Consider the following 22,931-nt stretch of genomic DNA (forward strand, 5'->3'; position numbering starts at 1 on the left):
TCCATGCCTGACCTGCTTGACCGTTACCCGCTGACCCCGGGCACCTATCACGAGCTGTTGGACGACAGCGGGGCCGTGCGTGCGCACTGGCGGCCGTTGTTCGACCAGTTGCAGCGCAGCACCCAGGCCCAGTTGATCCAGCGTCAGGCACTGCTGGCTCGACAGATCCAGGAAAACGGCGTCACCTACAACGTCTACGCGGACCCCAAGGGCGCCGACCGGCCGTGGGAGCTCGATCTGCTGCCCCATGTCATCGATCCCCAGGAAGGCAAGCAGTTGGCGGCGGGAATCGCCCAGCGTGGGCGCTTGCTCAATGCTGTATTGGCGGACCTGTACGGGCCGCAACGCTTGATCCGCGAGGGGGTGTTGCCGGCGGAGCTGGTGTTTGGGCACAACAATTTTCTCTGGCCCTGCCAGGGCATCGCACCGCCCGAGGGTATCTTCCTGCACCTCTACGCGGTGGATCTGGCGCGCACCCCCGACGGTCGCTGGTGGGTCACCGCAGACCGGACCCAGGCACCCTCGGGGGCTGGTTATGCGTTGGAAAACCGCATGATCGTTTCCCGCGCCTTCCCGGACCTGTACCGCGACCTCAAGGTGCAACACCTCTCCGGCTTCTTCCGGACCTTGCAGGAAACCCTCGTGCGCCAGGCGCCCAGCGATGGTGAGCCGCCGTTGGTGGTGCTGTTGACGCCGGGGCGGTTCAACGAAAGCTATTTCGAGCATCTCTACCTGGCGCGCGAGTTGGGCTATCCCTTGGTCGAGGGCGGCGACCTGACGGTGCGGGACGCCACGGTCTACCTCAAGACCCTCAGCGGGCTGCGCCGGGTCCACGCCATCATGCGCCGGCTCGACGATGATTTCTGCGATCCCCTGGAGCTGCGCACCGACTCGGCCCTGGGCGTGCCGGGCTTGCTGGAGGCCGTGCGGCAAGGGCGGGTGCTGGTGGCCAATGCCTTGGGCAGCGGCGTGCTGGAGTCGCCAGGCCTGTTGGGCTTTTTGCCAAAAATCAACGAATTCCTGTTCGGTGAGGAACTGCTGTTGCCATCCATCGCCACCTGGTGGTGCGGCGAACCACCGGTATTGGCACAAGCCCTGGAGAAGTTGCCGCAGTTACTGATCAAGCCGGCGTTCCCTTCCCAGAGTTTCGGTCCGGTGTTCGGTCGCGACCTGAGTGAGGCGCAGCGCGATCAACTGGCGGCACGCCTGCAGGCTCGGCCCTACGCCTATGTCGCCCAGGAACTGGCGCAACTGTCCCAGGCACCGGTCTGGCAGGCCGAGGACGGCCAGATCCAGCCACGGGCTATCGGCATGCGCGTGTACGCGGTGGCCGGGCAGGATGGCTATCGCGTGCTGCCTGGCGGCCTGACCCGCGTGGCCGCCGACGCGGATGCCGAGGTGGTGTCGATGCAGCGCGGTGGCGCCAGCAAGGATACCTGGGTGCTGGGGGAACAGGCCTCCGGTAGCGAACAATGGAAGGCCCAACGAACGGTCGGCGTGCATGACCTGGTCCGGCGCGACCCTTACCTGCCGTCACGGGTGGTGGAAAACCTGTTCTGGTTCGGTCGCTACTGTGAGCGTTGCGATGACAGCGCTCGCCTGCTGCGGATCATGCTGGCGCGTTACGTCGACGGTGACGACCCGCAGGCGCTGCAATCGGCCGTGTCGTTGGGGGAAAGCCTGATGCTGCTGCCCGATGAGGGTGAGCTGCCCGAGCGCCTGCTGGCCGCATTGCTGGGGGAAGACTGGTCGTTCAGCCTGCGCTCCAACCTGCAACGCCTGCAATGGGCGGCTTCGCAGGTGCGGGGCAAGCTGTCCCGGGAAAACTGGCAGGCGTTGGTGGAATTGCAGCGCGAAGCGCTGGAGCTTGAGACCGGGCAACCGGATTTCGGCGAGCTGCTGGATTTCCTCAACCGCTTGGTGATGTCACTGGCGGCATTGTCCGGGTTTGCCTTGGACGACATGACCCGTGACGAGGGCTGGCGCTTCTTGATGATCGGCCGGCGCCTGGAGCGTTTGCAATTTTTGAGCAGCAGCCTGGCGGCATTCCTGCGGGGCGAGGCGGTGTTCGACCAGGCGGGGCTTGAGTGGTTGCTGGAACTGGGCAACAGCAGCATCACCTATCGCTCGCGCTATCTGGCGGTGGCTCAACTGATCCCGGTGCTCGACTTGCTGCTGCTGGACGAGCAGAACCCCCACGCGGTGCTGTTCCAGTTGAAACTGGTGACCCGCACCCTCAAGCGCTTGAACGATGATTTTGCCGTCCCCCGGGAGACCGCCTTGCCGGAGCTGGTCGCACGCCTGTCACGCTTTGACCTGCGCTGCCTGGAAAACCCCTTGTTCGGTGAGGCCAGCCTGTGCGCAGCGCTCGATGGGCTGGCCGACCTGTTGCAGGAAGTCGCCGATGTCAGTGCCCAGGTATCCGATCGCCTGGCCTTGCGCCATTTTGCCCACGTCGATGACGTCAGCCAGCGTACGGTGTCCGTCTGATGAACGCGCGCTACCAGATTTTCCACGACACGCATTACCACTACGACAGCCCGGTGTCCCTGGCCCAGCAACTGGCGCACCTTTGGCCGCGGGCCTGTGTCTGGCAGCGCTGCACCGAGCAGCAATTGCTGATCAGCCCGGAACCGACGATTCGCCGCGACGAGCTGGATGTGTTTGGCAACCCGCTGACCCGCCTGGCGTTCGAACGACCTCACGACGAACTGTTGGTCAATGCTCGCCTGAGCGTCGAGGTGCTGGCCCGTCCCGCATTGGATTTCAGCCTGTCCCCGGCCTGGGAAACGACCCGTAACGCGCTGACCTACAGCAGTGGCCGACCCCTTGCGGCAGAGCTGCTGGACGCGTGCCGTTACCGTTTCGAATCGCCCTATGTGCACCTCAAGCGCCGTTTCGTCGAGTTTTCCGAAAGCTGTTTCCCGACGGGGCGACCGTTGATGGTCGGCGTCCAGGCGTTGATGGAGAAGATCTTCGAGGAGTTCACCTTCGATGCCGAGGCGACCCAGGTGGCGACGCCTTTGGTGGAGGTGCTGGAGCGGCGTCGCGGGGTGTGCCAGGACTTTGCCCACTTGATGCTGGCGTGTGTGCGTTCTCGCGGGCTGGCGGCGCGCTACGTCAGCGGCTACCTCTTGACCCAGCCACCGCCCGGCCAGCCACGGCTGATCGGCGCCGATGCGTCCCACGCCTGGGTCTCGGTGTTCTGTCCGGTGCTGGGGTGGGTGGACTTCGACCCGACCAACAATGTGCAGCCGGCCCTGGAGCACATTACCTTGGCCTGGGGCCGAGACTTTTCCGATGTCTCACCCCTGCGGGGCGTGATCCTGGGGGGCGGCAGCCATGATCCCGAGGTGCGGGTGACGGTGATGCCGTTGGAGGGCTAATCCATCCCTTTGTGAAGGCGAGCCGGCTCGCTCCACAAAGGGAACAACCTGTACGGTCAATCAGGCTTTTGTTCGGTCCACTTTGGCTGGACCGACGGCTGCCATTCCGCCAGCGCGTCGAGCAGATCCTTGGGGGATTCGCTGACTTGCAGCATGTCGCGATGAGCTGCGCGGACGAAGCCTTCGCTGACGATGTGGTCGAGAAAACCGGTGAGCTTGCTGTAGAAGCCGTTCACTTCCAGCAGTCCCAGCGGCTTGCCGTGATAGCCGAGCTGGCCCCAGGTCCAGACTTCGAACAGCTCTTCCAGTGTACCGAGGCCGCCGGGGAGCGCGATGAAGGCGTCGCTGAGTTCGGCCATGCGTGCCTTGCGGGCATGCATGCCATCAACCACTTCCAGGCGTGTCAGGCCGTTGTGGCCGATTTCCTTGTCCTTCAGGCTTTGGGGAATGATGCCAATGACTTCGCCGCCCGCCGCCAGGGCTGCGTCGGCCACGATGCCCATCAGGCCGACCGCGCCGCCACCGTAGACCAGGGTCAGTTTTCGTTCCGCCAATGCGCGTCCCAGGGCTTGCGCCGCTTCACGGTAGGCCGGGTCGGCGCCGGTGCTGGCGCCGCAAAATACACAAACAGACGCTAAGGACATGCTTTACTCCAAGGGCAGTGATGCGCCCAGAGTAAAGCCTGCGGGGCGTCGCGCAAAGGCTTCAGGCCTCGCGCGAAGGTTTCTCGTAGGTACCACTGGCGCCGCAGGCGTAGGCGGCGAGCAAGCTGCACAACAGGCTGTTGAAGTTCATGACAGGCGCTCCGGTAAGGTGTTGAGGCCGATCATAGTGGCCCCCTCATACCGCTGGCTCGTAGATTGTGTCCATCAGGCTGATAGCCTTAAGTTGTATACAATCGTTGATTCAGGTCATAGGAACTTGTCTGGAAATCAGGCAGTCTTCCCCTTTGATGGAATTTTGTTAACCATGCCTTGGAGATTCACCATGTTTGCCAAACTTGTAGCTGTATCCCTGTTGACGCTGGCCAGTAGTCAACTGATGGCAGCAGAGAATTGCAAGACCACCATCGAGTCGACCGACCAGATGTCCTTCAATACCAAGGCCATCGAAATCGACAAGAGCTGCAAGATCTTCACCGTCGAGCTGAAGCATACGGGTTCTTTGCCGAAGAACGTCATGGGCCATAACTGGGTGCTGAGCAAAGAGGCCGACATGCAGGCCATCGCCACCGACGGCATGGCCGCTGGCGTGGACAAGAACTACCTCAAGGAAGGTGACGCTCGCATCATTGGTCATACCAAGATCATCGGTGGCGGAGAGAGCGACTCGGTGACCTTCGACGTCTCGAAACTCAACGCCGCTGAAAAATATGGTTTCTTCTGCTCGTTCCCAGGCCACATCTCGATGATGAAAGGCACGGTGACCCTGAAGTAATTCATCCCGGCCGGCCCCCCAGGAAAGCGCCCCTCGTGCAGGGCGCTTTTTTTGTGCCTGCCACAACCCCCTCTGTGGGAGCGGGCTTGTATGCCCGTTATGGGGCGTAAGGCATCACCCGCTTGTGCTCGGTCTTGCGATAGGTCTCGCAGATGATCTTGAAGGCCTTCTCGTCCACTGGCTCGCCATGCAGGAAGGCGTCGATCTCGGCGTAGGTCACGCCGTGGGAGGCTTCGTCCGGTTTGCCTGGGGACAGGTCCTCAAGGTCGGCAGTAGGGACTTTTTCCACCAGCGACTCCGGCGCGCCGAAGTCCCGGGCGATGGCCCGGACCTGGTTTTTCACCAGGCCGCTGAGCGGCGCCAGGTCACAGGCGCCGTCACCGAACTTGGTGAAGAAGCCCATCACGGCTTCGGCCGCGTGATCGGTGCCGATCACCAGGCCTTGCTCGGCCCCGGCGATGGAGTACTGGGCCACCATGCGCATGCGCGCCTTGGAGTTGCCCAGCACGAAATCCCGCGAGCCTGGAGCCTTGCCTTCGAACGCCAGGATCTCCTTGGCCAGCGCCTTGACCGCCGGGCCGATGTTGACGGTGTGACGCTCGTCCGGCTCGATGAAGTCGACGCAGGCTTGTGCCTCATGCTCATCGAACTGGGTTTCGTACGGCAGGCGCACGGCGATGAACTTGTAGGCGGCGTTGCCGGTTTGCTCCCGCAGCTCGCGCACGGCGCGTTGGGCCAGCAGGCCGGCGGTCAACGAGTCGACCCCGCCGCTGATGCCCAGCACCAGGCTCTTGAGCCCGGAGTTGACCAGGCAATCCTGGATAAAACTCACCCGGCGGGCGATCTCGGCCTTGAGGGCAGCCTCACCGGCGAACGGCGGCTGGACCTTGAGCTGTTCAGCAATCTCACGCTGTACGGCTTGCATGAATTCACTCCTTGCTTGATGTGCCTGAAAGGGTGGCAGGTACTTGGAAAACGTGTCGCATGTAGGCGACGAAATTCGGGTCCTTGCAGTGGGTCTTGCCGGGCTCGTCTGAAATCTTGGCCACGGGTTGCCCGTCACAGCTGATCATTTTAAGCACGATGCTCGTGGGCTCTACACCCGGAATGTCGCAGGTCAGGTTGGTACCAATGCCGAAGCTGACATTAATGCGACCCTGCAATGCGCGGAAAATATCCAGGCACTTGGGCAAAGTCAGGCTATCGGAGAACACCAGGGTCTTGCTCATCGGGTCGATGCCGAGCTGGTGGTAGTGGGCGATGGCTTTTTCGCCCCAGAGCACGGGGTCCCCGGAGTCGTGGCGCAGGCCGTCGAACAGTTTGGCGAAGAACAGATCGAAGTCGGTCAGGAACGCATCCATGGTGATGCAGTCGGTCAGCGCGATCCCCAGCAAGCCGCGGTACTCGCGCACCCAGCAATCGAGTGCGGCGATCTGGCTGTCGATCAACCGTGGCCCCAACTGCTGGTGGGCCATGATCCATTCGTGGGCCATGGTGCCCAAGGGTTTCATGTCCAGCTCCCGGGACAGGTGTACGTTACTGGTTCCCACGAAACGCCCGGGGAAATCGTGCTTGAGCACGTTCACCACTTCTTCCTGGGTGCGGTAGGAAAACCGCCGACGGGTGCCGAAGTCCGCCACTTGCAGCTCCGCCAGTTCATCGGCGCTGGCGTTGGCGCTCAGCCAGTCGAACTTGCGATACAACTGCTCGCGCGCCTGTTCCAGGACCACCTCGCGGTAGCGGTAGCGGTTGCGCACCTCGCTGACGATGGCCAGCAGCGGGACCTCGAACAAGATCACATGCAACCACGGTCCGCGCAGGCGGATAAACAGCTCACCGTTTTCGATGCCGGTGTGGATGTAGCGCAGGTTGAAGCGAAACAGACCCAGAAAGCGCAGGAAGTCCGGCTTCAGGAAGCTGATGCGCTCCAGGAAACTCAACTGGTCGGCGCTCAGGCTCAGCTCGGCGAGGCGTTCGATCTGGAAGCGGATTTCCGCCAGGTATGGGCTCAGGTCCTCGCGGTTGCGGCAGCGAAATTCCCATTCGACTTCGACGTTGGGGTAGTTGTGCAGCACCGCCTGCATCATCGTCAGTTTGTAGAAGTCGGTGTCGAGCAGGTTCTGCACGATGCGATCGGCAAATACGCTCTCGCTCATGGCGGAGTCTCCAGGCTGGCCACTGCGCTGGGCAGCGGGATGCAGCGGTTTGTAGAGAAAGGGCTAGTGGCGCATAACCGTGGTGGGTATTGCCAGCGATTTTTTGGTGGAGTGTCTTGATATGACCAATGGGCCTTATCGCGGGCAAGCCTTGCTCCCACAAGCTGCCACAACTCTGTGGGAGCAAGGCTTGCCCGCGATAGCATTCTCAAGGTGCCATGGGAGCCTCGAGCTGCTCCAACATCCATTCCACAAACAACCGCACCTTGGGTACTTCCGCCGAATGCTCGGGGTAGGCCAGGTAATAGGCATTGCTGCTGGGCATCGCATGCTGCCAGGCGATGACCAGCTTGCCGTCGGCCAGTTCTTCCTCCACCAGGAACCTGGGCAGCAGCGCGACGCCGCAACCGACCTGGGCCGCGCGGATGCACATATAGAACGTTTCGAAGCGGGGCCCGTGGTAGCTGTGCTCGGTGTGGTAACCCTGGTTGCCGAACCAGTCGTGCCAGGCCTGTGGACGTGATGCGTTTTGCAGCAGCACCAGGTCCGTCAGTTGCGTCGGGTCGCTGAACGGCTTGGCTGGCAGGCTGCCGGGTGCGCAGACCGGCACCAGCTCTTCGCCGAACAGCTTCAGCGATTCGGTGCCTGGGCGCGAACCCTGGCCAAAGTAGAACGCCAGGTCACTGCGCCCTTGCAGCAGGTCGTCGGCTTCCTGCTCGCTGCACAGGTCCAGGTGAATCTTCGGATGCCGCAGCCGCCATCCCTTCAGGCGCGGAACCAGCCAGCGGGCGCCGAAGGTGGGCGGGGTGGAAACGCGCAGGACTTCGGTGTCACCGCCGTAGGAACGCAGGTAATGGGTCGACATCTCCACCTGCGTGAGGATTTTTCGCACTTCAGCCAGGTACAAATCGCCGGCCGGCGTTAGTTGCAGGCGCCGGCGTACTCGCCGGAACAGCAGGTGCTGCAACAGTTCTTCCAACTGCGCGACCTGCTTGCTGACCGCGCTCTGGGTCAGGTTCAGCTCTTCGGCGGCGCGGGTGAAGCTCAGGTGGCGGGTCACCGCTTCGAAGCATTGCAGCGCGGTGATCGACGGCAAATAGCGTTTGTTGAGCATGATCAGGCCTTGTTCTGGTCGCTCTGCATGGACAGCATGAATAAACGGAATGATATCTCGCTTAAAGGTCGTTTGTTGGCAAGTCTCGGGCCAGCTAAAACTACAGGTCTGATCAGCCGTCATCGTCCGGCTGCCGATCCCATGTCTTACGTTTGAGGAAATTTCCATGGTTGCTGCATTGCTTGATCGTCTGGGCGTCGCCCCGGTCCTGTACCAGAACGGCACACAGCCCGTGCATTCGCCCATCGATGGCAGTCGCATCGGCGCCGTGAACTGGGAGGGCGCCGCCGAAGTCGAGCAACAGGTCAGTCGCGCCGAACACGCTTTCGACTTGTGGCGCAAGGTTCCGGCACCGCGCCGCGGCGAGCTGGTGCGTCAGTTCGGCGACCTGTTGCGCGAATACAAGGCCGACCTTGGCGAACTGGTGTCGTGGGAAGCCGGCAAGATCACCCAGGAAGGCCTGGGCGAAGTGCAGGAGATGATCGACATCTGCGATTTCGCCGTCGGCCTGTCGCGCCAGTTGTACGGCCTGACCATCGCCTCCGAGCGTCCTGGCCACCACATGCGTGAAACCTGGCATCCGCTGGGTGTGGTCGGCGTCATCAGCGCCTTCAACTTCCCGGTGGCGGTCTGGGCTTGGAACACCGCGCTGGCGCTGGTGTGCGGCAATGCCGTGATCTGGAAACCGTCGGAGAAAACCCCGCTCACCGCCCTGGCTTGCCAGGCGCTGTTCGAGCGCGTGCTGAAGAATTTCAGCGACGCACCACCGTACCTGAGCCAAGTGATTATTGGCGGTCGCGACGCCGGTGAAGCGCTGGTGGACGATCCGCGCGTGGCGTTGATCAGTGCCACCGGCAGCACCCGCATGGGCCGTGAAGTGGCGCCAAAAGTCGCCGCGCGTTTCGCCCGCAGCATCTTGGAACTGGGCGGCAACAACGCCATGATCCTGGCGCCGAGCGCCGACCTGGACATGGCCGTGCGCGCCATCCTGTTCAGCGCCGTCGGCACGGCAGGCCAGCGTTGCACGACCCTGCGCCGGCTGATCGCCCATGAGTCGGTGAAAGAAGAAATCGTCACCCGCCTCAAGGCCGCTTATTCGAAAGTGCGCATCGGCCATCCGCTGGAAGGCAACCTGGTGGGGCCGCTGATCGACAAGCACAGCTTCGACAACATGCAAGACGCCCTGGAGCAGGCCCTGAGCGAGGGCGGGCGGGTGTTTGGCGGCAAGCGCCAGCTCGAAGACCAGTTCCCGAATGCCTATTACGTGTCGCCGGCCATCGTCGAGATGCCCGAGCAGAGCGACGTGGTGCGCCACGAAACGTTCGCACCGATCCTCTACGTGGTCGGCTACAAGGACTTCGCCGAGGCCCTGCACCTGAACAACGCCGTACCCCAAGGTTTGTCGTCGTGCATCTTCACCACCGATGTGCGTGAAGCCGAGCAATTCATGTCGGCCGTGGGCAGCGACTGCGGCATCGCCAACGTCAACATCGGCCCGAGCGGTGCGGAAATCGGTGGTGCGTTCGGTGGCGAGAAAGAAACCGGCGGCGGTCGCGAATCCGGCTCCGACGCGTGGCGCGGCTACATGCGCCGCCAGACCAACACCGTCAACTACTCGCTGGAGCTGCCGTTGGCGCAGGGGATTACCTTCGACTGAGGTCGAGTCTGCCAAGCGTGCCCCTGTGGGAGCGAGCTTGCTCGCGATGGCGTCATTTCAGTGATAACGATCTGACTGATACTCCGCTATCGCGAGCAGGCTCGCTCCCACATTGAACTCAGTGTTTGTTAGGTTTCTGTTGGAGTCTGGCAATGCCGTTACGCGAAGAATGTCTGTGGGAAAATCTGACGCCGCAAAGGCCTGAAAACACCTCGCTCAGCGGCGAAGTCACGGCGGATGTCTGTGTGATCGGCGCAGGTTTCACCGGGCTGTCGGCGGCGGTGCACTTGCTTGAGCAAGGCAAGCGTGTGGTGGTACTGGAAGCCCATCGGGCCGGGCATGGCGGATCGGGGCGTAACGTCGGCCTCGTGAACGCCGGCCTGTGGATTCCACCGGATGACATCGAGGCCGGGTTTGGCGAGGCGGTGGGCAGCCAGCTCAACCGCATGCTGGGGGCCGCGCCGGCCTTGGTGTTCAGTCTGGTCGACAAATACGGCATCGATTGCCAATTGCGCCGCGAAGGCACCTTGCACATGGCCCATAACGCCCGGGGCGAGGCCGACCTGCGCAGTCGCGAAGCACAATGGAAGCGTCGGGGCGCGCCGGTGGAGCTGTTGACCGGCCAGGCCTGTGTCGACGCCACTGGCACCTCGAAAATTGCCGCCGCACTGCTCGACCGACGGGCCGGCACGCTCAACCCGATGGCCTACGCCAGCGGGTTGGCCAAGGCTGCCAAGGATCTGGGTGGCCACTTGTTCGACCACTCCCCGGTCACGCGCCTGGAGCGCCAGGGCCAGCGCTGGTCGGTGCAGACGGCCCAGGGTTCGGTGCTGGCCGAGCAGGTGGTGATCGCGTCCAACGCCTACACCGAGGGCGACTGGACCGAGCTGCGGCGCAATTTCTTCCCCGGTTATTACTATCAGGTTGCCTCGGTGCCGCTGGATGACGAGGCGGCCCGGCGCATCCTGCCCGGTGGTCAGGGCTCGTGGGACACTCGCCAGGTGTTGAGCAGCATCCGTCGGGACAAGGACGGCCGCCTGCTGCTGGGCAGCCTGGGCAACGGCAATCGCAAGCCGACCTGGTTCCTCAAGGCGTGGGCCGACCGGGTCCAGCGGCACTATTTTCCCTACCTCAAGGCGGTGGAGTGGGAATGCACCTGGACCGGTTGCATTGCCTTCACACCCGACCACCTGATGCGCCTGTTCGAGCCTGCGCCCGGACTGGTGGCCGTGACTGGCTACAACGGCCGGGGCGTGACCACCGGTACGGTGGTCGGCAAGGCCTTCGCCGACTATTTGTGCCACGGCGACGCCAAGGCGCTACCGATTCCGTTCGCCCCCATGCAGCCACTGGCTGGGGTTGGCCTGCGCAGTTGCCTGTATGAGGCGGGTTTTTCGCTGTATCACGCGGGCCAGTGCCTGCGGCTTGTCATCTGAGTGTTGAAAAGTGTTACGCACGGCGGCGTTTTCCAGCGCAGCGGCTAGCCTGTTATGGTGCAGGTCGTAGCAATCGCGCACCGGTGGTGTGCAGTTCGGTGACGCAGGTTGTTACAGCGTGGTTGCACGCCGTTTCGTCCATTGGTTGCAATGATGGCTCATGGAGGGTTTTACCGATTTAGATTATAGGTTGCACCTCGCGCGGTTTAGACGGTTGCACGCCCAATGAAAAAGGGCCCGAAACAGTCAAAATAACAATAAAGCAGTGACTTTTTTCAGAATAAAAAACCGATGGCACGGCCCTTGCTCTGAGCTTTTCAGTGAATGAAGTCGCAGTGCCAACTAAAAAAAACCTTGGAGCACCACCTCATGTCCCAGACGTTTTACAAGAAAGGCTTCCTGGCCCTCGCAGTAGCAACTGCGCTGGGTGTTTCTGCGTTTGCTCAAGCTGATGTGAAATTTGGTGTGGCGGGGCCGATGACCGGCGCCAACGCTGCATTTGGCGAGCAGTACATGAAGGGTGCCCAGGCGGCAGCCGACGTCATCAACAAGGCGGGTGGCGTCAACGGCGAGAAGATTGTGCTGGTGGCCGGCGACGACGCCTGCGAGCCCAAGCAGGCCGTGGCCGTGGCCAACCGCCTGGTGGAGCAGGACAAGGTGATCGGCGTGGTCGGGCACTTCTGCTCGTCCAATACCATCCCGGCCTCCGAGGTCTATGACGAAGCCGGCATCATCGCCATTACTCCCGGTTCGACCAACCCGAAAGTCACCGAGCGTGGCCTGAGCGCGATGTTCCGCATGTGCGGTCGTGACGACCAGCAAGGCATCGTGGCGGGCGACTACATCGTCGACGTGCTCAAGGGCAAGAAAGTCGCGGTACTGCACGACAAGGACACCTACGGCCAGGGCCTGGCGGATGCAACCATGGCCCAGCTGACCAAGCGTGGCGTCAAGCCGGTGCTGTACGAGGGCCTGACCCGCGGCGAAAAAGACTTCAGCGCCGTGGTGACCAAGATCCGTTCGGAGGGCGCCGACGTGGTCTATTTCGGCGGCCTGCACCCGGAAGCCGGCCCGCTGGTTCGCCAGTTGCGTGAGCAAGGCCTCAAGGACGTGAAGTTTATGTCCGACGACGGCATCGTCACCGACGAACTGGTGACCACCGCCGGTGGCGCGCAGTACGTCGATGGCGTGTACATGACCTTCGGCGCCGACCCTCGCCTGCTGCCAGACAGCAAGGCCGTGGTTGACGAGTTCCGCAAGAACGGCACCGAGCCTGAAGGCTACACCCTGTACGCCTACGCTTCGGTCCAGGCCCTGGCAGCCGCTTTCAACGGCTCCAAATCCAACAAGGGCGAAGACGCGGCCAAGTGGCTCAAGGCCAACCCGGTCCAGACCGTGATGGGCAAGAAGGACTGGGACAGCAAGGGCGACTTGAAGGTCTCCGACTACGTGGTTTACCAGTGGGACAAGGAAGGCAAATACCACCAGCTGGAAAAACAGAAGTAAGGGCTGGAGCGACCGGCCAAGCCTCCTTTGGGAACCGGGTAAGTCCCGGTTCCAGGGGCCGCGCGCCGGTCGCGCCTGACATTGCTCTGACGTAAATCTGTATTTTCCTTAGAAGAGCCGCGCACCCACGGGTGTGCAGGTTCTCACTGCGTGAGATTGCGTTATGGATGGTATTTTCCTGCAGCAACTGATCAATGGCCTGACCCTCGGGTCGGTCTATGGTCTGATCGCCATCGGCTACACAATGGTCTACGGCATCATCGGCATGATTAACTTCGCCCACGGCGAGGTTTACATGATTTCCGCCTACCTCGCGGCAATCAGTCTGGCTCTGCTGGCTTACTTCGGTATCGAATCCTTCCCGCTGATGATTCTCGGCACTCTCGTATTCACGGTGGTGGTCACCGGGGTTTACGGCTGGGTCATCGAACGCGTCGCCTACAAGCCTTTGCGCAACTCGACCCGGCTGGCACCGTTGATCAGTGCCATCGGCATCTCGTTGATCCTGCAGAACTACGCACAGATCAGCCAGGGCGCCCGCCAACAAGGCGTGCCAACGCTGCTCGAAGGCGCCATGCGCGTCGAGATCGGCAGTGGTTTCGTGCAATTGACCTATACCAAGATCTTTATCCTGGTGGCGGCATTCGCCGGGATGGCCGTGCTCACCTACATCATCAAGTACACCAAGCTGGGACGCATGTGTCGCGCCACCCAGCAAGACCGCAAGATGGCCTCCATCCTGGGGATCAACACCGACCGGGTGATTTCCTACGTGTTCATCATCGGCGCGGCCATGGCGGCCCTGGCCGGTGTGCTGATCACCATGAACTACGGCACGTTCGACTTCTATGCCGGCTTTATCATCGGCATCAAGGCGTTTACCGCGGCAGTACTCGGCGGCATCGGTTCCCTGCCTGGGGCCATGCTCGGCGGGATCATCCTCGGGATCTCCGAGTCGCTGTTCTCCGGTCTGATCAACTCCGACTACAAAGACGTGTTCAGTTTCTCGCTGCTGGTGCTGATTCTGATTTTCCGTCCCCAAGGCCTGTTGGGTCGCCCACTCGTGGCGAAGGTATAAGTATGTCTGCTGCCAATAAACCGATTGATATCAAACGAAGCGTCATCGACGCGATCCTGGCCGGCCTGATCTCGCTGATCGTGTTCGGGCCGATTGTCGGCGTGGTGCTCGAAGGCTACAGCTTCAACCTGCAACCGGCCCGCGTCGGCTGGCTGGTGGCGATCGTGATGATCGGGCGCTTTGCCCTGAGCCTGTTCCTGCAAACCTCCAGGGGACTGAAGGTGCTCCAGGGCTTCGAGAGCCCGGGGTCAGGCGTGCATGTGCTGCCACCGGACTACAAGTCGCGCCTGCGCTGGATCATCCCGGCCCTGATCGTGATTGCCATCGTGTTCCCGTTCTTTGCCAACAAATACGTGCTCACCGTGGTCATCCTCGGCTTGATCTACGTGCTGTTGGGCCTGGGCCTGAACATCGTGGTCGGCCTGGCGGGGCTGCTCGACCTGGGTTACGTGGCGTTCTACGCCATCGGCGCCTATGGCCTGGCGCTGGGCTACCAATACCTGGGGTTGGGTTTCTGGACGGTGCTGCCCTTGGCGGCCATCGCGGCGGCCATGGCCGGATGCATACTGGGGTTCCCCGTATTGCGGATGCACGGTGACTACCTGGCCATCGTGACCCTGGGGTTCGGCGAGATCATTCGCCTGGTGCTCAACAACTGGCTGTCGTTCACCGGCGGCCCGAATGGCATGCAGGTGCCGTCACCGACCTTTTTCGGCCTGGAGTTTGGCCGCAGGGCGAAAGATGGCGGGGTGCCGTTCCACGAGTTCTTCGGCATCGAGTACAACCCGAACCTGAAATTCCTGTTCATCTACGTCGTCCTGTTCATCACGGTGCTGCTGGTGCTTTACATCAAGCATCGCCTGACTCGCATGCCGGTTGGCCGCGCTTGGGAAGCCTTGCGTGAGGACGAGATCGCCTGTCGCTCGATGGGCTTGAACCACGTGCTGGTCAAGCTCTCGGCCTTCACCATCGGTGCTTCCACCGCTGGCCTGGCCGGTGTGTTCTTTGCCAGCTACCAGGGCTTCGTCAACCCGGCGTCGTTCACCTTCTTCGAGTCGGCGCTGATCCTGGCGATCGTGGTACTCGGGGGCATGGGCTCGACCGTTGGCGTGGTGATCGCTGCATTCGTGCTCACGGTGGCACCGGAGCTGCTGCGCAGCTTCTCCGAGTACCGCGTGCTGCTGTTCGGCGTACTGATGGTGTTGATGATGATCTGGCGACCTCGCGGGTTGATCCGCATCAGCCGTACTGGTGTGACACCGCGTAAAGGTGCCCTGGCGTATGAAAGAGGGCAGAGCCATGAGTGAAGTCGTACTTCAAGTCGAAAACCTGATGATGCAATTTGGTGGCATCAAGGCCCTCAGCGATGTCAGCCTGCAGGTCAAGCGCAACTCGATCTTCGCCCTGATCGGCCCCAACGGTGCGGGCAAGACCACGGTGTTCAACTGCCTGACCGGCTTCTACAAGGCTTCCGGCGGCAAGATCGAACTCAATGTGCGCGGCCAACGGACCAACGTGATCAAGCTCTTGGGCGAACCGTTTCGCCCGACCGACTTCTTCTCGCCGAGAGCCTTCGCCAGCCGGCTGTTCTACAAGATGTTCGGCGGCACCCACCTGGTGAACCGCGCCGGCCTGGCGCGGACTTTCCAGAACATACGCCTGTTCAAGGAAATGTCGGTGCTGGAAAACCTGCTGGTGGCCCAGCACATGTGGGTCAACCGCAACCTGGTGGCGGGGATCCTCAACACCAAGGGCTACCGCAAGGCTGAGAGCGACGCCTTGGACCACGCCTTCTACTGGCTTGAAGTGGTGGACCTGGTGGATTGCGCCAACCGCCTGGCAGGGGAGCTTTCCTACGGCCAGCAACGCCGCCTGGAAATCGCCCGGGCCATGTGCACCCGTCCGCAGATCATCTGCCTCGACGAACCGGCCGCCGGCCTCAACCCTCAGGAAACCGAAGCGCTGAGCGGGATGATCCGGGTGTTGCGCGACGAGCATGATCTGACCGTGGTGCTGATTGAACACGACATGGGCATGGTAATGAGCATTTCCGACCACATCGTGGTGCTGGACCACGGCAACGTGATCGCCGAGGGCGGTCCCGAGGCGATTCGCAACGATCCGAAGGTGATCGCGGCCTACCTGGGTGCCGATGAAGAGGAACTGGTATGAGTGGACCTATCCTCGAACTCAAGGAACTGGACGTGTTCTACGGGCCGATCCAGGCCCTGAAGAAAGTCTCGATGCGCATCGACGAAGGCGAGACCGTCAGCCTGATCGGCTCCAACGGTGCGGGCAAGTCGACCCTGCTGATGTCGATCTTCGGCCAGCCGCGAGCGGCGGGCGGGCAGATTATCTATCGGGGTGTGGACATTACCCACAAATCGTCCCACTACATCGCCTCCAACGGCATTGCCCAGTCGCCGGAAGGGCGGCGGGTCTTCCCCGACATGACCGTCGAGGAAAACCTGCTGATGGGGACTATCCCCATCGGTGACCAGCACGCCAGCGAAGACATGCAACGCATGTTCGAACTGTTCCCGCGGCTCAAGGAACGGCGCAACCAGCGGGCCATGACCATGTCCGGCGGCGAGCAGCAAATGCTTGCCATTGCCCGGGCATTGATGAGCCGGCCGAAGTTGTTGCTGCTCGACGAGCCAAGCCTGGGGTTGGCGCCGATCGTGGTGAAACAGATCTTCGCCACCTTGCGGGAGCTGGCCTCCACCGGCATGACCATCTTCCTGGTGGAACAGAACGCCAACCATGCCCTCAAGCTGTCGGACCGCGCCTATGTAATGGTCAACGGTGAAATCCGCCTGACCGGTACTGGCAAGGAACTGCTCGCCAACGAGGAGGTGCGCAACGCGTACCTGGGTGGGCATTGAGGCTGTTGTTGTAATGAAAAGAACCGGCGAGTGATCGCCGGTTTTTTTATCAATTTTCGAACTCATCACGACCCACAGGGGCTGGGCGGGGTATGAAAATCTTGTAATCCACCCCTTTCCTGTGCCAAGGCGAGAATTGTGGACAACCCTCCAGAACCTTTGTGAAACCGCGACATAAAGCCGCCGTAATTCATTGTTTTGTCACCGTTTTGAGTTGTCCCCGTTTGCTGTGGAACTGGCTGTGGGTAACGTGGGAGTAGCTGGCTGAAAGCCTTTAGAATCGTGGCTTGCAGGCGTGTGGTTGTTTTTTGATCAAGGGTTTTTGGCCAAGCGGTAGTGCAGCTTGTCAACCTTTTTATGCACAGGGAAAAGCGCTCGAAAAGTTGTGGGGAAGGCTGTGGATAAGTCTGTGATTAAACTCTGGAAAGACCGCGCGAAGGGCCGTGGTTACTGGCTGGGAGCCATCGTTCTGCTCGGCGCAGGCTTATAGCCGCTCAGCCGATTTGCACAACCGTGGGTGCAGGGTCAAGGGAAAAACTTTTCAAAATGCCCCGCAAAGCCTTATGCACAGCGGCCTGCGCCCGTCGCACTTGCCCCCGATTACTGTGGACGTGCCTGTGGATAAGGTGCGAGCAATCGGCTGCGGGCCCCAAGGAGCAAGGCCTGGAGCCAATTGGTTGTTTTATGATCAATCATGGGGCGAAAGCCTGTGTCCACAAGTCTTGCCCCTGCCGGGCCTGGCCGGGCATGCTGTGGGCCGATTCCATTCAATGGCTTTGAAGCTCAAACAAGGAGAACACGATGTCTGACACCCTGTTTATCACCGGCGCGACGTCCGGTTTTGGTGAGGCCTGTGCCCGCCGTTTTGCCGAGGCCGGCTGGAAACTGGTGCTGACCGGTCGTCGTGAAGAGCGCCTCAATGCCCTCTGTGCCGAGTTGTCGAAGCAGACCGAGGTCCATGGCCTGGTGCTGGACGTGCGTGATCGCAAGGCCATGGAGGAAGCCATCACGAACCTGCCACCGTCCTTTGCCAAATTGCGCGGGCTGATCAACAACGCCGGCCTGGCCCTGGGCGTCGACCCGGCGCCCAAGTGCGACCTCGATGACTGGGACACCATGGTCGACACCAATGTCAAAGGCTTGATCTACAGCACTCGCTTGCTATTGCCGCGGCTGATTGCCCATGGCCGTGGGGCCGGGATCGTCAACCTGGGCTCCATTGCCGGCAACTATCCGTACCCTGGCAGTCACGTGTATGGCGCGAGCAAGGCGTTCGTCAAACAGTTCTCCCTGAACCTGCGCTGCGACTTGCAAGGCACGGGTGTGCGGGTGAGCAACATCGAGCCGGGTCTGTGCGAAAGCGAGTTCTCCCTGGTGCGCTTCGGCGGCGACCAGGATCGCTACAACGCGACCTATGCCGGGGCCGAGCCGATCCAGCCACAAGACATCGCCGAGACGATTTTCTGGGTTCTCAACACGCCGGCGCACATCAACATCAACAGCCTGGAGTTGATGCCGGTGAGCCAGACTTGGGCTGGGTTTGCGATTGAGCGTAACAAGGCCTAAGACCGCGTTATCGTTCATCGCGGGCAAGCCTTGCTCCCACAGGGTTGACTCAACGCTGGCAGGTCTTGCCCCCACAGATTCGGTTCATCTCTGGGAGTAGGCATAGCCCAGATCCCTGTGGGAGCAAGGCTTGCCCGCGATAGCCATTGGCCGGTCAGCCCAGGTAGTCAGCCAGCCCGCGATAGCAGGTCAGCAGGTGATAAGGCGTGGTGGACGGCATGTCCCGGCGGCTGACGATGCCGTCGGCATCCAGGCACTCGTTCCAGCCCTTGGCGTGCAGGAAGTGTCGTTGCAGCGCTTGCAACTGGCGCAGCAGCACGGCCTGGCCTTGCGGTCGCAGGGTCAGTGCCCGCAGGTATTCCGCCTGGGCCCAGATGCGTTGGGTTGCATCGCGGGGGCTGGCCGCTGGTGCCAGCCCCAGCATGGCGCACACGGCGCCGGACTGTGGGTCCACACCTTGCTGCTCGGTATGGCCGAAACTGCGCTCCAGGGCGCTGTGCAGTTTGCCGTTGCGTAGCAAGGGCGATGAGGCCAGCAGGTAATACCACTCGAACTGATGCCCCGGCTCGAACCAGTTATCCACAGCCTTGAGCGGTTTTTCCATCATGATGCCTTGCTGCGGGTCGATGAAGCGTCTGGACATCGCGTCGCACAGCTCAAGTAACGCCTCGCGGGCGCCTCCGTCGTCGCGAACGGCAAGGACCGCGAGGAACGCTTCGGCCAGGTGCATCAAAGGGTTTTGCAACGGGCCGGATCCGGTCGTTGACCAGTCACGGGCGAGGCTGGCTTCGTAGAGGCCGTCGCCGGTGGCGAAGCGGCGACCGATGACTTCCAGGGCCGCGTTGAGCACCGACTCCACCAACGGTTCGCGAACCCTGTTCCAGTAATGGGCGCAGGCGAACAGGATGAAGGCATGGGTATAGAGGTCCTTGCCGGTGTCCAACGGTGCGCCTTGCGGATCGATGCTGTAGAACCAGCCGCCGTGTTTGGCATCGTGGAAGTGCCGTTGCAGCGAGCGAAACAGTGCGGCGGCGCGCTCCTCGGCCTGGGGTACTTCGCCGATCAGGCTGGCGAACACGTACAACTGCCGGGCACAGGCCATGGCGCGGTAGCGCTGGGGTGGCAGCGGCGCATGGTTGGCATCCAGGGATTCGTAGGGCAAGGCCAGTTCGGTGTTCCAGCCCGGGCCCTGCCACATTGGCACGATCACCGCGTGAAAATGCTGACGCACTGTGGCGAACAGCTCGGTCAGTTCGGGCTGGAGGGCGGAGCGGGAAGCATCTGGCATTGGCGGGCGTCGTCACGGCTAGGGCGATTTGCGCGACATGGTAGCAGAGTGGCAGGCTTGGGAGAGGCGGTGCCTGTCAGGCCGTCATCGATGCAAGCTGATCCACCGCTATCGCGAGCAAGCTTTTCTCCCACAGGTTCTGCGAAGGCCGCAAAATTTACCGTCCGCCACAGCTCCATTGTGGGAGCAAAGCTTGCTCGCGATAGGCCTTTGTAGGCGCTAAGAATCAACCCGCCAACAACCAGACCCCGGTCGCCGCCGAAGCCGCCCCGGCCAGTCGCACCAGGGGCGCTGCTGCGCTCGGCAACACGCGCACCAGGGCGAAACCCACCCCATGCAGCGCCGCCGTCGCCGCGACGAAGCCCGTCGCATAGGTCCAGGGGCTCGACATCTCTGGCAATTCCAAGCCATGGGCCACGCCGTGGAACAGGGCGAACATCGCCGTCGCACTGACCGCCAGGCTCAGCGGTGGACGCACCGCCAGTGCCACCGCCAGGCCCAGGGCCAGCACCGAGGCGGCGATGCCGCTTTCCAGCGCCGGCAGGTCCAGGCCTGCAAAACCCAGCAGGCCGCCGAGCAGCAGGGTGCCGGCGAACGTGCACGGCAGTGCCCAGCGCGCCGCGCCTTGTTGCTGCGCGGCCCACAAGCCGACCGCCAGCATCGCCAGCAGATGATCGAGCCCGCCGATGGGGTGGCCGAGGCCGGCGATCAGGCCGTTGTCGCCGTGGCCGGGGTGGGCGAAGGCCAGGGCTGGGGTAAGCAACAAGGCGAGGGCGCCGAGGATACGTTTGCAGGTCATGGGTAGGCTTTCCTTAGTGGTCAGTCGGAACAATCAGGCGGCGCTCAGCAGGCCTTGGCGCTCGATGAAGGCAATGATCTCGTCCAGGCCCTGGCCGGTCTTCTGGTTGCTGAACACGAAGGGCCTGCCGTTGCGCATCCGTCGGGTGTCGCTGTCCATCATTTCCAGGGATGCACCTACCAGCGGTGCCAGGTCGATCTTGTTGATCACCAGCAGGTCGGATTTGCAGATACCCGGTCCGCCCTTGCGCGGCAACTTGTCGCCGGCCGAGACGTCGATCACGTAGATCGTCAGGTCCGACAGCTCGGGGCTGAAGGTCGCCGACAGGTTATCGCCGCCGGACTCCACCAGGATCAGGTCCAGGCCCGGGAAGCGGCGGTTCAACTGGTCCACGGCCTCAAGGTTGATCGACGCGTCTTCGCGAATCGCCGTGTGCGGGCAACCACCGGTTTCCACGCCGATGATCCGTTCTGGCGCCAGGGCCTCGTTGCGCACCAGGAAATCGGCGTCTTCGCGGGTGTAGATGTCGTTGGTGACCACGGCCAGGTTGTAGCGCTCACGCAGGGCCAGGCACAGGGCCAGGGTCAGGGCGGTCTTGCCGGAACCCACCGGGCCGCCGATGCCGACGCGCAGAGGTTGTGTATTCATGGGGCTCTCCTAGGAACGGAACAGGCGGCTGTACTGGCGCTCATGGGCCATGCACGCCAGGGACAGGCCAAACGTGGCGCTGCCGCAGTGATCGGGGTTGATGTTCGAAGCGTTGTGCTGGGCTTGTTGCAGCAGCGGCTGCAGTTCGCTGGTCAGGCGCTGGGCGGCTTGTTGGCCCAGGGGCAGGGTTTTCATCAACACCGCCAGTTGGTTTTCCAGCCAACTCCACAGCCAGGCGGCAAGGGCGTCCTGCGGCGTGATGTGCCAGGCGCGGGCCGCCAGTGCCCAGCCCAGGGCCAGGTGCGGTTCCGGGCGCTGTTCGAGGAAATCTCGCGCGGCGGCGTCGAGTTCGGGCAGGCCGGCAAGCAGTTGCTGCAATGAGTAGCCCATCTGCCGGCTCTCCTGATACAGCTCACGGGTTTCCCGACTGGCGCGGTGTTCTTCGCAGTGTTGGTGCAAGGCTTCCCAGTCGTCGACGCTGGCGGCGGTGCAATGAGCCAACAGCAGGGGCGCTTCGAAGCGCGCCAGGTTCAGCAGCAATTGGTCGCCGATCCAGCGACGTGCGTCGTCGGAATTCTTGACCTGGCCGTTGTCCACCGCCATCTCCAGACCCTGGGAATAGCTGTAGCCGCCTATCGGCAACTGCGGGCTGGCCAGGCGCAGCAGCGCCCAGGCCGGGTTCATGTGCGCACGCCGAATTGATGCAGGCGCGGCGCGTAGTTGAAATCTTCGTCGCCGTGCCGTGAATGATGGTGACCGCCGCCATAAGCGCCGTGTTCGGGTTGGAACGGGGCTTCGATGGCTTCGGCGACGGCGCCCAGTTGTTCGAGCATGGCCTTGAGCACGTAGTCGTCCAGCAGGCGCAACCAGCCATCGCCCACTTGCAGGGCGACATGGCGATTGCCCAGGTGATAGGCCGCACGGGTCAGTTCGAACGCGTTGGCGCAGGTGACATGCAGCAGTTGTTCGGGGCGGGCGCAGACGCGCACGATGCGCCCGTCTTCGGCCTGCAGGCATTCGCCATCGTGCAGCGGCGACTGGCCGCGCTCCAGGAACAAGCCCACGTCTTCGCCCTCGGCACTGAAACAGCGCAAGCGGCTTTTGCTGCGGGCGTCGAAGCTCAGGTGCAACTCGGCATCCCAGCGTGGTTGAGAGTCGATTCTGCGGTGAATCACCAGCATCGGCGTGCTTCCAGCAATGAACGGTACGGTGTTTAGAGCAAGGGGCTTGCCAATCGACGGGTGTGTAGGAAAAGGCGCAGGAATGGGGGCGGTGGTGTTTCGAGAAGGGGCAGGCTGCGTACTATCTTGGTGCGTGGCGTGAGGTTGCGCACCATTCGGTGGCTTGCGATGAGCCTGTGGGGGCGGGCTTGCTCGTGAAAGCGGTCTGACGGTCAATGAACAGATTAACGGTCAGATCGTCATCGCGAGCAGGCTCGCTCCCACAGGTTTCCTGGTTGTTCGCAAATCCAGGCTCAGCCGCCGATCCCCTGTGGGAGCGAGCCTGCTCGCGATAACGGTGGGTCAGCTTGCATCAATACAAGCACTACCCCTTGGCACTATTGGTCGCCAGCGCTTTCGCCTCCAAATGATCCAACGCCCGCTCGACCAACAACTGAACGCCATCGGCCATGCGACTGATCGCCCGGGCGACGCAGCGGCGTGAATCGTCCGAAAGAGGTGGCAGCTACGCGCGGGTGTGCAAGACCGGGCATATCGACCTCGGCAGACCTCGAGAGTCTCCCGCGCGCAGCCGCCATAAACAAAAGTTAGCGGCGCTCGAAAGCACTGCCTAATTCATGAACAGCCCGGCGTGTTGAAGGAAATGTCCGAGGGTTTGGCAGGGGAAAAGGATCAAAAGATCGCAGTCTTCGGCAGCTCCTACAGAAAATGCGTAGAGGCTGCCGAAAGCTGCGATTTTTTGATTTGAATGTTTAGGAGCGTGAGGGGGGCTCAACCCATCCACTGCGAAAGCT

The 22,931-nt window shown here is 62.2% G+C and carries 20 protein-coding genes and 1 pseudogene; 11 read left to right on the forward strand and 10 right to left on the reverse strand.

All coding sequences use genetic code 11. The annotated features are described in order from the left end of the window. Positions 1 to 3 precede the first annotated feature (3 nt). The gene (locus tag ACODSJ_RS09975) at positions 4 to 2,490 is read left to right on the forward strand and encodes a circularly permuted type 2 ATP-grasp protein (RefSeq protein WP_489101567.1); all 2,487 of its coding nucleotides are present in this window, start codon (positions 4 to 6) and stop codon (positions 2,488 to 2,490) included. Beyond that, positions 2,490 to 3,386, forward strand: coding sequence for a transglutaminase family protein (locus tag ACODSJ_RS09980; RefSeq protein ID WP_489101568.1), 897 nt, complete (start codon positions 2,490 to 2,492; stop codon positions 3,384 to 3,386). Before ACODSJ_RS09975 ends, ACODSJ_RS09980 begins: the two co-directional genes overlap by 1 nt. A gap of 56 nt (positions 3,387 to 3,442) precedes the next feature. Here the strand turns inward: ACODSJ_RS09980 and ACODSJ_RS09985 are convergent, their stop codons facing one another. Beyond that, positions 3,443 to 4,030 carry a cytokinin riboside 5'-monophosphate phosphoribohydrolase gene (locus tag ACODSJ_RS09985; RefSeq protein ID WP_489101569.1) on the reverse strand — a complete coding sequence of 196 codons (588 nt, stop codon included), beginning with the start codon at positions 4,028 to 4,030 and terminating at the stop codon, positions 3,443 to 3,445. Between the two features lie 343 nt (positions 4,031 to 4,373). Here ACODSJ_RS09985 and azu point away from each other — a divergent pair, with 343 nt between their 5' ends. Next, on the forward strand, positions 4,374 to 4,823 hold the full coding sequence (gene azu, locus ACODSJ_RS09990) for an azurin (protein ID WP_489101570.1): 450 nt from the start codon (positions 4,374 to 4,376) through the stop codon (positions 4,821 to 4,823). A 97-nt stretch (positions 4,824 to 4,920) separates the two neighbouring features. Here the strand turns inward: azu and nadE are convergent, their stop codons facing one another. From nadE to ACODSJ_RS10005, 3 genes are all read right to left on the reverse strand, one after another. Beyond that, a complete protein-coding gene (nadE, locus tag ACODSJ_RS09995) occupies positions 4,921 to 5,748 on the reverse strand; it encodes an NAD(+) synthase (protein WP_489101571.1) in 828 nt (275 codons plus the stop codon). A gap of 4 nt (positions 5,749 to 5,752) precedes the next feature. Beyond that, positions 5,753 to 6,979 carry a nicotinate phosphoribosyltransferase gene (gene pncB / locus ACODSJ_RS10000; protein WP_489101572.1) on the reverse strand — a complete coding sequence of 409 codons (1,227 nt, stop codon included), beginning with the start codon at positions 6,977 to 6,979 and terminating at the stop codon, positions 5,753 to 5,755. Between the two features lie 208 nt (positions 6,980 to 7,187). Beyond that, positions 7,188 to 8,093: a LysR family transcriptional regulator gene (locus ACODSJ_RS10005; RefSeq protein ID WP_489101573.1), complete on the reverse strand. Its 906-nt coding sequence runs from the start codon at positions 8,091 to 8,093 to the stop codon at positions 7,188 to 7,190. Between the two features lie 166 nt (positions 8,094 to 8,259). Between ACODSJ_RS10005 and amaB the strand changes: the two genes are divergently transcribed. The 8 genes from amaB to ACODSJ_RS10045 all read left to right on the forward strand — a co-directional run bounded on the left by amaB (position 8,260) and on the right by ACODSJ_RS10045 (position 18,221). Beyond that, complete coding sequence (gene amaB, locus ACODSJ_RS10010) at positions 8,260 to 9,750, forward strand: L-piperidine-6-carboxylate dehydrogenase (protein ID WP_489101574.1); 1,491 nt, start codon at positions 8,260 to 8,262, stop codon at positions 9,748 to 9,750. 152 nt (positions 9,751 to 9,902) lie between these two features. Then, positions 9,903 to 11,186, forward strand: coding sequence for an L-pipecolate oxidase (amaA, locus tag ACODSJ_RS10015; protein ID WP_489101575.1), 1,284 nt, complete (start codon positions 9,903 to 9,905; stop codon positions 11,184 to 11,186). A 369-nt stretch (positions 11,187 to 11,555) separates the two neighbouring features. After that, positions 11,556 to 12,692, forward strand: a complete 1,137-nt coding sequence (locus ACODSJ_RS10020; RefSeq protein WP_489101576.1) for a branched-chain amino acid ABC transporter substrate-binding protein — start codon at positions 11,556 to 11,558, stop codon at positions 12,690 to 12,692. A 163-nt stretch (positions 12,693 to 12,855) separates the two neighbouring features. Then, positions 12,856 to 13,770 (forward strand): ABC transporter permease subunit, encoded by a 915-nt coding sequence (locus ACODSJ_RS10025; RefSeq protein ID WP_072340177.1) that lies wholly within the window; start codon positions 12,856 to 12,858, stop codon positions 13,768 to 13,770. A 2-nt stretch (positions 13,771 to 13,772) separates the two neighbouring features. Then, complete coding sequence (livM, locus tag ACODSJ_RS10030) at positions 13,773 to 15,077, forward strand: high-affinity branched-chain amino acid ABC transporter permease LivM (protein ID WP_489101577.1); 1,305 nt, start codon at positions 13,773 to 13,775, stop codon at positions 15,075 to 15,077. Beyond that, positions 15,070 to 15,942, forward strand: a complete 873-nt coding sequence (locus tag ACODSJ_RS10035) for an ABC transporter ATP-binding protein (RefSeq protein ID WP_489101578.1) — start codon at positions 15,070 to 15,072, stop codon at positions 15,940 to 15,942. Before livM ends, ACODSJ_RS10035 begins: the two co-directional genes overlap by 8 nt. Then, positions 15,939 to 16,655 carry an ABC transporter ATP-binding protein gene (locus tag ACODSJ_RS10040; RefSeq protein ID WP_489101579.1) on the forward strand — a complete coding sequence of 239 codons (717 nt, stop codon included), beginning with the start codon at positions 15,939 to 15,941 and terminating at the stop codon, positions 16,653 to 16,655. The genes ACODSJ_RS10035 and ACODSJ_RS10040 overlap by 4 nt, the downstream gene beginning before the upstream one ends. An 801-nt stretch (positions 16,656 to 17,456) precedes the next feature. Next, entirely contained in the window at positions 17,457 to 18,221 is a 765-nt protein-coding gene (locus ACODSJ_RS10045; RefSeq protein ID WP_489101580.1) for an SDR family oxidoreductase, read from the forward strand. Positions 18,222 to 18,375: 154 nt separating this feature from the next. On the opposite strand, the gene ACODSJ_RS10050 is transcribed toward ACODSJ_RS10045, so the two are convergent. The 6 genes and pseudogenes from ACODSJ_RS10050 to ACODSJ_RS10075 all read right to left on the reverse strand — a co-directional run. Further along, positions 18,376 to 19,509, reverse strand: a complete 1,134-nt coding sequence (locus ACODSJ_RS10050) for an AGE family epimerase/isomerase (protein WP_489101581.1) — start codon at positions 19,507 to 19,509, stop codon at positions 18,376 to 18,378. A gap of 226 nt (positions 19,510 to 19,735) precedes the next feature. Next, entirely contained in the window at positions 19,736 to 20,308 is a 573-nt protein-coding gene (locus tag ACODSJ_RS10055) for a HupE/UreJ family protein (protein WP_489101582.1), read from the reverse strand. A gap of 33 nt (positions 20,309 to 20,341) precedes the next feature. After that, positions 20,342 to 20,956 (reverse strand): urease accessory protein UreG, encoded by a 615-nt coding sequence (gene ureG / locus ACODSJ_RS10060; RefSeq protein ID WP_489101583.1) that lies wholly within the window; start codon positions 20,954 to 20,956, stop codon positions 20,342 to 20,344. A 9-nt stretch (positions 20,957 to 20,965) separates the two neighbouring features. Then, on the reverse strand, positions 20,966 to 21,640 hold the full coding sequence (locus ACODSJ_RS10065) for an urease accessory protein UreF (protein ID WP_489101584.1): 675 nt from the start codon (positions 21,638 to 21,640) through the stop codon (positions 20,966 to 20,968). Further along, positions 21,637 to 22,137: an urease accessory protein UreE gene (ureE, locus tag ACODSJ_RS10070; protein ID WP_489101585.1), complete on the reverse strand. Its 501-nt coding sequence runs from the start codon at positions 22,135 to 22,137 to the stop codon at positions 21,637 to 21,639. The genes ACODSJ_RS10065 and ureE overlap by 4 nt, the downstream gene beginning before the upstream one ends. 364 nt (positions 22,138 to 22,501) lie before the next feature. Further along, positions 22,502 to 22,627: pseudogene (locus ACODSJ_RS10075) on the reverse strand (DUF6124 family protein); the annotation flags it as partial. Between the last annotated feature and the right edge of the window lie 304 nt (positions 22,628 to 22,931).

The organism is Pseudomonas sp. FG6 (assembly GCF_057809015.1).